The sequence below is a fragment of the Trichocoleus sp. FACHB-591 genome (genome assembly GCF_014695845.1).
Classification (GTDB): Bacteria; Cyanobacteriota; Cyanobacteriia; order FACHB-46; family FACHB-46; genus Trichocoleus.
This window is the reverse complement of the sequence record NZ_JACJPA010000117.1, coordinates 1-10,036: the sequence shown is the minus strand read 5'-3', so window position 1 is coordinate 10,036 and position 10,036 is coordinate 1. Positions and strand designations below refer to the sequence as shown.

Here is a 10,036-nt window from a genome sequence, read left to right as displayed (position 1 = left end):
CGACTCACCTACCGCTCTCAAAAAGCGAAGCAGAAGCTCCAAGCGGTTTAGTTGCAGATCCAGAGGGCAAGGAGTGACTTAATCAACATCCCTTTCTATTTCCGATAAGGTTTATTATAGAGTCACGTCCGTTCACAGGAGAACCACCCCTCATTCATCGTTTGCTCAGACGGTCCATCTCCCGGTTGTGGCAGTATTGGTTGTAAGAGCGATCGCGCTTGGGGTTGTTGCACACCGCCTGTAAACACGGCCAGACCAGCGGTAACACTCGTTGCTTTCAGCCAGGACAACGGTTCATCGAACTTGAGATACTCCTGATAGGTGAAGTCAGGTCCGTAAGGGGCTTGCCATTCCTCGTAGAGAGCCGCGCTGCGCCGAACGATGCGGGTATTGACAGGCCCCATGACGAAGGGAGCGACCCAGGTGTTGAGGTCGGCAGCAAAGGAGGGAGTTTGGGGGGCACGATGGCGTTCAGCCTGAGCGGAAGGGGGAGAGGAAGTGTTGGGGGATTCAGCAGGAAGAGATCATTCATCTGAGCGGACCCGCTTGTTTAGCACTACCAACCTTTCTAGATTTTCGATGAGGATTGAATGAATTGAACTAGCTGACGAGCAGAGCTGTACAGTAGGCTAATGCTGATCAATAGCCGTTCAACTTGACGACAGCTTAGGCAAGGGCCTGCGGAGCTTCTTAGAACAGAGTTGGCTGATGTCTTGATGTACAAGTCTCTTCTATAGACAATGGCAGAAGTATTGGCGATAGAGCTGACATCTGGGTACGCCATCATTACCAACAAGTTTTACAAGCCCCATACTGCTGAGTTTGAAGGCTTGCTCGGAGGGCAACCGCACTGGGGCGTTGCAGAACACGACCTCTCGAAATGCCTGGATTAAGGGTGGATTGCGTTCGAGATTGCTAAGATGACGACGGAGATGATCGGCGTAAATACCGCCTTCGGTTGGCGCAGTCTGCAAGAGTTGCTCTAAGCTCAAATTTAGATGGGCGATCGCATAGAGTGCCAGTCGAATTAAGAAGGGATGTCCTCCGACTAACCCCATCAACGCTTGAATCATTTGGGGCCGCTGGGGCAGACCGTATCGCTGCACCAGTTCCCCAACCTGACTGGTCGTAAGTTCTGGTAGCTCAATGGGTAGCCCTACATTAAATGGAGACTTGTTTATATCTAGTGGGATGTAAACCTCGGTAGAATGGACCACAATCAGGCGAATGTTTTTCCAGATCTCTCGCCGTTTTGCTTCTTCATGCAAAGCACGCAGCAATCCAAAGAAATCATCAGCAATTTCAAGACTGGCAAAGACGCGATCGACTTCATCTAATCCCAATGTCAAGGGAGTAGCAAACTGCGGCAGTAAGTACTGTTCAAAATAGGCTTTACAGCATTGGTTACTGCCAATCAAGTTCGCAAGCTGCCAATGCTTTGCTAATTGCTCTGGATCAAGAAGACCCAATTCCAAGCTGATACTGGCACAAAACCACTGGAGAAATGTATCTGAATTGTTGAAGATGCGCTGATTAGCAAGCTGGAAGCTCAGTGGCACAATCCGAGATCCTTGCTGTTCTGCTTGATGTAATATCCGCGCCATTAATGAAGTTTTTCCCATCTGCCGAGGCGCTTTAATCCGAATCAGTGCACCAGGTTGGGCGATCGCCTCATAACACAGCGTCTCAATGGGGGAGCGCTGAATGTAAAATCTCGACTCAAGATCCATCTGCCCCCCTGGAATTTCAGGAGAAGCGGTCGGCAGGGGCGGAGTAGGGGCGCGAGTCGCCGGAGCCGTCAGCTGTGTCCAAGGAATGGCTAGCTCATGATTAGCCGGTAGCGCCATCCGCTGCTGATTGAATACTTCCAACAGTGCTGACGCAAAACGCGTGGGCAACTCAGAGAGCTGCCATTGCCACGGCTGGCTTTCCTGCAAATAATTCAGCAGATCAAACGGCAATCGCTGTATCCAGGGCAGATTAACTGCGATGGGTAAGATAGTGGGCTGCTGTGTCTTATCCCATAACTCTCTGGCTAGCTGAGCATTGGCCAGGGTTGCTTCACTAATACCAGATTGCTCGGTTAACAACAGTAGCCAATAGTCAGAGGATTGCAAGGTTTCTGCTCGAAGGATGGGCGTTGGGGCAATCGCCACCTGATAGGGAGTCTGAGCAAAATACTGCTGGAGCTGAGTTGATAACTCGACACAACCTACATCCCCACTGATCAAAATCGTTGCAGCATATCCCTGGGCTTCCGGTTCCTCTACCTGCTCCACTAGTGACTCAGCATCTAAATCCACCAGATCGCGCCAGTCCTGCCCTAGAGCTTGAGAAAGTTCTACAAAATTCCCGAAGTCTACGGACTTACCATTAAGAAAGTGACTAACTGTCGATTGGGCCATCTCTAGGTGTTCGGCCAGAATCCGCTGACTGGGAAAGCCATTTCGCAACAGGGACAGTTTGACGCGAGAGATGCAGGATTGGCGAAGTTTGAGCGATCGCGGCATGGTCAGAAATCACAGTAGGCCTAGTCGGTGTGTCTCATTAGCGCATTAATGCAGAGTTCAGGCTCGGACAGCGTTTTGATGAAATTCTAGCTTGTATTGCAATTTGAAAGGGGCGATCGCTCACTCACACACAGCTCGTATTAGTTTTCTGCCCACCTCCAAAAATCACAATTCAAGCTGGATGTGCTATTACTGACATTTTCATAAAGTCGATGGCAACTCAATCACAACTCGAAGTTCTCCCTCCTGAACTCATTAATTGATTGGGTTTCATAGGAAATGACAACAGATTCCTTCCGAATCTATTCCCCTCATTTCTCGTCTAAATCGCTATGACTGCACAAAAAGATCACGCTACGATCGCTACCTACTACCAGGCAGGCGGCACCTTGCCTAAACATGCCGCAACTTATGTTAAGCGGCAGGCTGACCTTGATTTGTATCAGGGGTTGAAAGCGGGAGAATTTTGCTATGTTCTGAATTCTCGCCAGATGGGCAAATCGAGTCTTCAGGTGCAGGTGATGAATCGCTTGCAGGCGGAAGGAACTGCCTGTGTCACAATCGATATTTCAGATATTGGCAATCAGGTGTCGCTAGAGCAGTGGTATGGCGGCGTTGCCTATAAGCTAGCGAGCAGTCTGAATGTATTCACCTCTAAAGAATTCATGGACTGGTGGAGCGATCGCGCTTCGCTTTCACCGGTGCAACGATTGAGTCAGTTGATTGAAGAGGTTCTGCGGAAGCAGTCTCAGCCTATTGTAGTTTTCATTGATGAAATTGACAGCGTTCTGAGCTTTCGTGACTCTCTAGATGATTTCTTTGTGCTGATTCGTGCCTGCTACAACAAACGGGCGCAGCATCCAGTTTATCAGCGTTTAACGTTCGCATTGTTGGGCGTTGCCACTCCTAGCGACCTGATCAGTGACACCAAGCGCACCCCCTTCAACATTGGTCGAGCCATTGACTTACAGGGATTTGCTGAGCACGAAGCGCAAGTTTTATCAGAGGGATTGACAGAAATCGTTGACTCGCCTCAAACAGCATTGCATGAAATTTTGCGCTGGACGGGTGGACAACCGTTTCTGACGCAAAAGGTATGTCAACTAGTGGTGCAGGAGTGGAGGCGTGAAGAAACAGACCACTCCACGACCCCATCACTCCGTGACTCGATCGAGCGCCTCCTTCAAACCCACATGATCAATAATTGGGAAGCACAGGATTACCCTGAGCATCTCAAAACAATTCGCGATCGCCTGCTGCGGAATGAACAACGAGCCGGTCGATTATTGGGGCTTTATCAACAGATATTACTGGCTCCAGACCAGTCAATTCCAGCAGATGATTCGGCTGAGCAGATGGCGCTGAAGCTTTCTGGTTTGGTGGTGCAGCGCCAGGGCAAATTGTGGGTTACTAACCGGATTTATGAAACGGTGTTTGATGTCGCCTGGGTGAGTGAGCAGTTGGGCAATTTGCGGATTTATAATGACGCGATCTCTGCTTGGATAGCTTCCGAACGGGAGGATGGCTCTCGATTATTGCGGGGACAGACCTTGCGAGAAGCGCTGGATTGGTCAGTAGGAAAAAGTTTGAGTGATGAAGATTACCAATTTCTAGCAGCGAGTCAGGAGGCTGAAAATCGCACCATTCAATTGGAGAAGCTAGAGGTTCAGATCGGTTGGGATATTGAAAAGCGTGAAAAGGAGACGATTGCCAAAGCGAATCAAATTTTGACAGTCGCTAACCATCAAGCCAAACGTCGAATCCAAATTGGTTCCCTAATTCTGGCTGTTTCTGTGGTGGGAGCAGCAATTGCGGGCACCTTCGCCAATATTGCCCTGCAAAAACAGCAGACTGCCCTGGCAGGAACTCGCCTAGAGCGACAAGGGATAAACGTTTTGCGTCAGTTTGCAACCTCGGAACTGGATGCTTTAGTCTCAGCCATGGAGGCTGGGCAGGAGCTAAACCAACTGCTGAAAGGCGATCGCCCTTGGTCCGAGTATCCAGCCACCAGTCCAATTCTGGCGCTACAAGATGTCTTGAGTCAAATTCGTGAACAAAATCGGTTTCCGGGCTTTCCGGTCAATCTAGGTGCAGCTGAATTTAGCCCCGATGGAGAGTTGGTCGTGACGGCTTCTGCATCTTCCTCCATAGATGTGCAATCAACGGCTCAATTGTGGACGACGCAAGGAACCTTGATCGCCAACCTGGGAGATCATGGGGGAACAAAGTTAGCAATGGGGTTTAGTGCCGATGGTAAACTGCTCGCTACATCTGGTTTTGATGGCAAAATTCGGCTCTGGAATCGAGGGGGCGATCGCCTTCGGGAGGTGCAACAGCCCAGAAACCGTGAGGTGTTTGCTCTGGCGTTTAGCCCTAATAGTGAATTCCTTGCCGCAGGGAGTTCTCAAACCGTTGATGTTTGGTCGTCTCAGGGAAGTTATAAGTCCAAATTAGAGGGCTTTGAGGGTAACATCCATACCGTTCAATTTGGCCCGGATGGGCAACATCTAGCAGCAATTGATGAACAGGGCAATGTGAAAATTGGCTCACTCAATGGGCAAGCCCTAGCTAGTTTCAAGGCATCCGTTCCCCTAAACATGCAGTGGAGTCCCAATAGTCAGTATTTATTAACAGTTGGTCGGGAAGGGAACACTGAAGTTTGGACAGCGAAGGGCAATCGCGTCAGCGAGATCAAGTTTCCGGCTAGCGGCAATGGCTTATACAAGTCAATTGCGGATGCTCAATTTACACCTAACAATGAAATCGTTGTTGTCACCGTCAATGGAGAATTGAGCTACTGGACGCCCCAAGGGAAGCAACTCCCACCCAGGATTCCTAGAGTTCCTCTCCAGCCTTTGACAATTGTTCCGGTGGAGTCAAATTTGCAACTGTCTCCTCAGGGCGATCGCTTGATTTTTAGTAATTTCGCCGGCACCATCTACTTGTTGAAACAGATCGAGTCCATGCAACCGATTGCCTCAACGCTGAAGGGGCAGGGCAGAATTTTGAATGCCTGGTTTAGCCCAGAAGGCAATCGCCTTCTCACTTTTTCCACCACAGGCACCGTTCAGGACTGGAACCTGCAAACGCAGAATCAACACCAATTAGCAGGGATTGCACCCGGCACAACCCTCTTTTCAGACCTGAATGGAAAATCGCAGCGCATCCTTGGTGTCAATAATATCAATAATAATGAGGGCAGGGTCCTTATGTGGGATCTGGCAGGACGGCAACAGGCAACGCTGAATGTATCGGGTCAGTCTTCTCCCCATACCCAGTTCAGCCAGGATGGTCAGGTGATGGCGATCGCGAGCAGAGAAGGCTTAATTCGCCTGTGGAATCCGCAAGGTCAACTGATCCAAGAACTGACGGGCAGCCTTCCCTCCCCTGCCTCTCTTGCCCTTAGCCACAATGGTAGCCACATTGCCGCTGCTACGGTCAATAACCAGATTAACCTCTGGACTCGTGAGGGAGAATTGCTGCTGCAAACGCGCACGTCGTCTCAGGCTTCCATCAATGCTCTGAGCCTCAGTCCAAGGGGAAACTATCTTACGGTGGGTCAAATGGATGGGCATATGACGCTGTGGTCAGCCAAAGGAGAAGTTTTGGCAACTCTCAAAGCTCATGAACAGGGTATTATCGCAATGCAGTTTAGCCCCGATGATCAGCACCTGATCACTACAGGTCTGGAGGGAACAGTGAAAATTTGGACACCTCAAGGAAAGCTGATCAAAACATTGTCTCAGTTCCATCCGGATATTTATCTGATTAAATTCAGCCCAGATGGCAACTACTTTGCAACCTCTGGAGCGAACGGCAGCATTAAACTGTGGAATCGCCAAGGGCAGCTAATCACCGATTTTACAGGGAATACAGACACGACCTTCCGAATGGAATTTAGTCCCGATAGCCGCAGCCTTGCCACCGTTGCTAATAGCACGCTGAAACTGTGGACCTTAGAAGGAAACTTGCTGAGCAACATCACTGTCCCCGAAGGCATTCACAACATCAGCTTCAGCGACGATGGCAAAACAATTTTCACCATTGGGACTAGCACTACAGTTCGCCATTGGCAGGTTGCCAGTTTGCCAAATCTCTTAGAGCGTGGCTGCAATTGGTTAGACAACTATTTCAATCACCACCCAGACCTGCGCACCAAACTCAGATGTTCCACCTGAGCCTATGCATTGTCTTCCAGAATTTTTACTTTACAAACAGGAAAATTCTCAAAATGTTTAGGCAGTGTATAGTTTAGCGATCGCCCCAGCGGTCTCTCTCTTTAAGAACATATTAGGCGAACAGCCTTCTCATCCCATCAGTGCTCAGCAGTGGTGAAAGCAATTCACCCAGCAGTGGGAGCATCGCTTAGAAAGGAATTGAAATCGGTTGCAAATACTGGGCGTTCGCCCGCACATAGCAACCCTGACGAGTGTTCATCCAAGGGGCACCATTAGAAAACGTAAACGCAGTGGCACCACGCGTCTCTGCTTCAATCCGATCACGGGTGGTATACACCCGTTTGAGACTGCCATTCGGACTGGTGCGGCAGTTGAGTTTGCCATCGCTTGAGACGACCCGCCAAGCTAACCAGGTGACGTTCCCATTCGTTTCACTCATCCACGTGTTGGCGTTGGTTGGGGTAAAGTCACCGTTGCGATCCGGGCGTGGCAAGGACTCCACCAGATCAAGTGTGACGCTCTGCCCGACTTGAGGACACCCACTGCCCCCCGTGATTTGCCAGGTCACCTTGGCTCCAATCTGATTGCTTACTCCCGGATTTTGCCGTGCGATGCGAATCTTGCCAGTACAAGTCATTGCTGTTCCAGGACCCATCACTTGATCCTGAAATGTTCCCGTATACAACGTCTGTCCAGCCCCTGCAGCCTTGCTTGAGATCGCAATATCGCCCTTCCAAGAACGACCCGCGCTCTTGGTGAAATAGTAGCCCCAAGGCTTTTCAGACAGAGGACTGGTTTCTTGCAAGACGACAACCGTGCTATCAGTGCTACTGCGATAGGTTGAAGCGATCGCAGGATGAGACCAGGCGACAACGCTAGCACTCAGTAAGACAGTGGCTCCCGCCCAATTCAAATATTGGTTCATCAATACAGCATTCCTTGAATGATCGGTATAACTCTTCTGTAAATACCAATTTGATGCTTGTGATTCCTGATCTTGGTTCTACAGAAACCAATCAATCTGTGGTTCGCTTTCAGTGCAATTCCCCAACGAGTTCCAGTCCTGCAGGGTAGAAGGGTTAGGGAGTATCAAACGGTTTTAAATAGGTTCTTCTGAAACTTTAATGATCAGTTTTCCTTTCTTGTCGCCATTAAACAGTTTTAGGATAGCTGATGGGGCATTTTCTAAGCCCTCAACGATCTCAACAGCATGTTTAATCTTACCTTGGTCGATCCATTGTCCAAGATCTCTGATGGCTTCAGACAATCGAGGAAGATAATCAAAAATAATAAACCCTTGGATGCGAGCACGCTTCATCAAAATCTGGTTGTAATGATAGGGACCAGGAACAGGCTCGGTTGCATTATAAGTTGAGATCAAACCGCATAGAGGAATGCGTGCATGTAGATTAATCTGCGTTAACATGGCATCAAGAATAGAACCGCCCACATTATCAAAATACACATCAACTCCATTAGGACATGCTTGAGCGATCGCCCTTTCCAGATCAGCCGTTTTATAGTTAATCGCGGCATCAAAGCCAAGTTCTTGTGTCAGCCACTGGCATTTTTCATCACTACCCGTGATCCCAACGACGCGACAACCTTTAATCTTGGCAATTTGTCCAACGATGGAACCGACTGCTCCTGCTGCTGCGGAAACCACGACAGTTTCTCCTGCTTTGGGCTGTCCGATATCTAAAAGTCCGAAATAAGCGGTCCAACCTGTAGCTCCGAGTAGTCCAACAAATGTGGTGAGTGGATAGGGCAAAGGGTTCGGGAGTGGCGTGAGCGCAAGGATGTTGTTTTCTGCAACAATCGTGTAATCTTGCCAACCAAGCAGACCAGAAACCAAATCTCCGGGTTGAAAGTTGGGGTTTTTAGATTCATCTACCACACCAGTCACAACACCCCGCATAACCTGCCCAATCTCCACTGGAGGCATATACTGGGGCATGTCACTCATCCAAATACGATTCGTTGGATCGAGCGAAAGATGTATCGTGCGTACCAGCACTTCACCCTCAGCAGGGCTAGGAATAGGCTCTTCTCGATACTCAAAATCGCTTTCTTTGATATCACCAATGGGACGAACTGCTAAACGAAACTGGCGATTGATTCCTGTTCTCATTGGTTTATTCTTGATGTAATGACCTTTGATCCGATGTAGTAATTATCCTTAAATAACCGTGTTGCCAGGATGACATTGGCTGCTGATAGATGGCAACGGCGATCGCGCAAATACGAATAGATTGCCCGTCGCCCCACGCCCGATCCGCAAATCCAAGTCAAGATAGGACGTTTGCCATGCTGCTTCTCGTCTCAGCCCTTCTAGCACCGGAATGTGCAAAGCCGGAAGTTCCCAGTGGGCCTGCTGAAATAACCCAGTTGCTTGTAGCGAAAACGCATCGAAGGCAACAGTAGCGGTCTGAGTTTTCCCCTGCCATTGCCAGTGTCCCTGTGCTTGCAGTTGCACTCTACCCAATAGCGGCAATTCCAATTCTGCACCATTGCTCGCAACGATTCCTTCGGAGTTGCCCGTAGCACTCAACGCTGCTTCACCTGCTGCACTCAACGTCTGCCAAATCGCATGAATGATGATGCCACCCGGTAGCCTGCGAGTGATAACCGTGCCATTTGAGGCATAGAGCAGTTTCCAATCACCCAGAAGTAGCGATCGATTTTCAGGTGTAAGGGGTAACGGTGTGGGATTCAAAGCTTCTAGCTGCTGCACGATCCCATCCAGTTCACTTTTTTCCGTCGGCAGCAGTGCCTGTTGTCCTAAAGTGGTTGTCCGATTCAGTAAATCTTGTTTTAGATTCTCTCGTATTTCAATATTCAAATTCATCAAGAATGAGTTTCTACTATATCGCTAGAACACTCTGATAATTTAGCATCCCTCACCTCAGGAGGTAATAGGAAGCTGGAAGCAGCTGTGTAGCAAGGAATAGAGCCGCTAAGTATAAAAAAAGATAGGCTTGCTACTTGACCACAAGCCTACCCCCCCAACTACTACTTCCGTTCTACCAAGCTCACCTCCAACCGTGCCTGAGCACTCGCCATTATCTACTCGTGAGTCTGCTAGTTCTCACTCGGCGATCGCCTCTGCTGATACTCAGCAGCTCTGGAGCAGGAGTCAGTTTGCACCTTCCCCAATCGACTCCCATCATGTTTTATGAGCCTCTCTGCTCAATAAACCTTATCGGAAATTAGGACTTAGAATTATACCGTGCACCTGGAATGAGGTCGGTAGATGAAAATGACATATGCGGAACTACGAACCAAACCGCAGACCTTGTGTAGTTTAACCGGGCTCACCCCCAAAGAGTTTGAGGCTTTGTTAGAGAG

The 10,036-nt window shown here is 49.2% G+C and carries 6 protein-coding genes; 1 reads left to right on the top strand and 5 read right to left on the bottom strand.

Features of this window, described 5'->3' with window-relative positions; all coding sequences use genetic code 11:
* Nucleotides 1-122: 122 nt before the first annotated feature.
* On the bottom strand, nucleotides 123-404 hold the full coding sequence (locus H6F90_RS26405) for a hypothetical protein (protein ID WP_190555012.1): 282 nt from the start codon (nucleotides 402-404) through the stop codon (nucleotides 123-125).
* 327 nt (nucleotides 405-731) lie between these two features.
* Complete coding sequence (locus H6F90_RS26400) at nucleotides 732-2,510, bottom strand: AAA-like domain-containing protein (protein WP_190555011.1); 1,779 nt, start codon at nucleotides 2,508-2,510, stop codon at nucleotides 732-734.
* A 332-nt stretch (nucleotides 2,511-2,842) separates the two neighbouring features.
* Here H6F90_RS26400 and H6F90_RS26395 point away from each other — a divergent pair, with 332 nt between their 5' ends.
* Nucleotides 2,843-6,688: an AAA-like domain-containing protein gene (locus tag H6F90_RS26395; RefSeq protein ID WP_190555010.1), complete on the top strand. Its 3,846-nt coding sequence runs from the start codon at nucleotides 2,843-2,845 to the stop codon at nucleotides 6,686-6,688.
* Between the two features lie 187 nt (nucleotides 6,689-6,875).
* Here the strand turns inward: H6F90_RS26395 and H6F90_RS26390 are convergent, their stop codons facing one another.
* From H6F90_RS26390 to H6F90_RS26380, 3 genes are all read right to left on the bottom strand, one after another.
* The gene (locus H6F90_RS26390) at nucleotides 6,876-7,613 is read right to left on the bottom strand and encodes a hypothetical protein (protein WP_199296195.1); all 738 of its coding nucleotides are present in this window, start codon (nucleotides 7,611-7,613) and stop codon (nucleotides 6,876-6,878) included.
* 174 nt (nucleotides 7,614-7,787) lie between these two features.
* The gene (locus tag H6F90_RS26385) at nucleotides 7,788-8,819 is read right to left on the bottom strand and encodes an NADP-dependent oxidoreductase (RefSeq protein WP_190555009.1); all 1,032 of its coding nucleotides are present in this window, start codon (nucleotides 8,817-8,819) and stop codon (nucleotides 7,788-7,790) included.
* Nucleotides 8,820-8,867: 48 nt separating this feature from the next.
* On the bottom strand, nucleotides 8,868-9,536 hold the full coding sequence (locus H6F90_RS26380; RefSeq protein ID WP_190555008.1) for a PAP/fibrillin family protein: 669 nt from the start codon (nucleotides 9,534-9,536) through the stop codon (nucleotides 8,868-8,870).
* Nucleotides 9,537-10,036 lie beyond the last annotated feature (500 nt).

Bases quoted from the DNA above. Each gene is read 5' to 3' on its own strand.
- H6F90_RS26405 (WP_190555012.1), bottom strand. From the start codon at position 404: ATGGGGCCTGTCAATACCCGCATCGTTCGGCGCAGCGCGGCTCTCTAC.
- H6F90_RS26400 (WP_190555011.1), bottom strand. From the start codon at position 2,510: ATGCCGCGATCGCTCAAACTTCGCCAATCCTGCATCTCTCGCGTCAAA.
- H6F90_RS26395 (WP_190555010.1), top strand. From the start codon at position 2,843: ATGACTGCACAAAAAGATCACGCTACGATCGCTACCTACTACCAGGCA.
- H6F90_RS26380 (WP_190555008.1), bottom strand. From the start codon at position 9,536: ATGAATTTGAATATTGAAATACGAGAGAATCTAAAACAAGATTTACTG.
- H6F90_RS26385 (WP_190555009.1), bottom strand. From the start codon at position 8,819: ATGAGAACAGGAATCAATCGCCAGTTTCGTTTAGCAGTTCGTCCCATT.
- H6F90_RS26390 (WP_199296195.1), bottom strand. From the start codon at position 7,613: ATGAACCAATATTTGAATTGGGCGGGAGCCACTGTCTTACTGAGTGCT.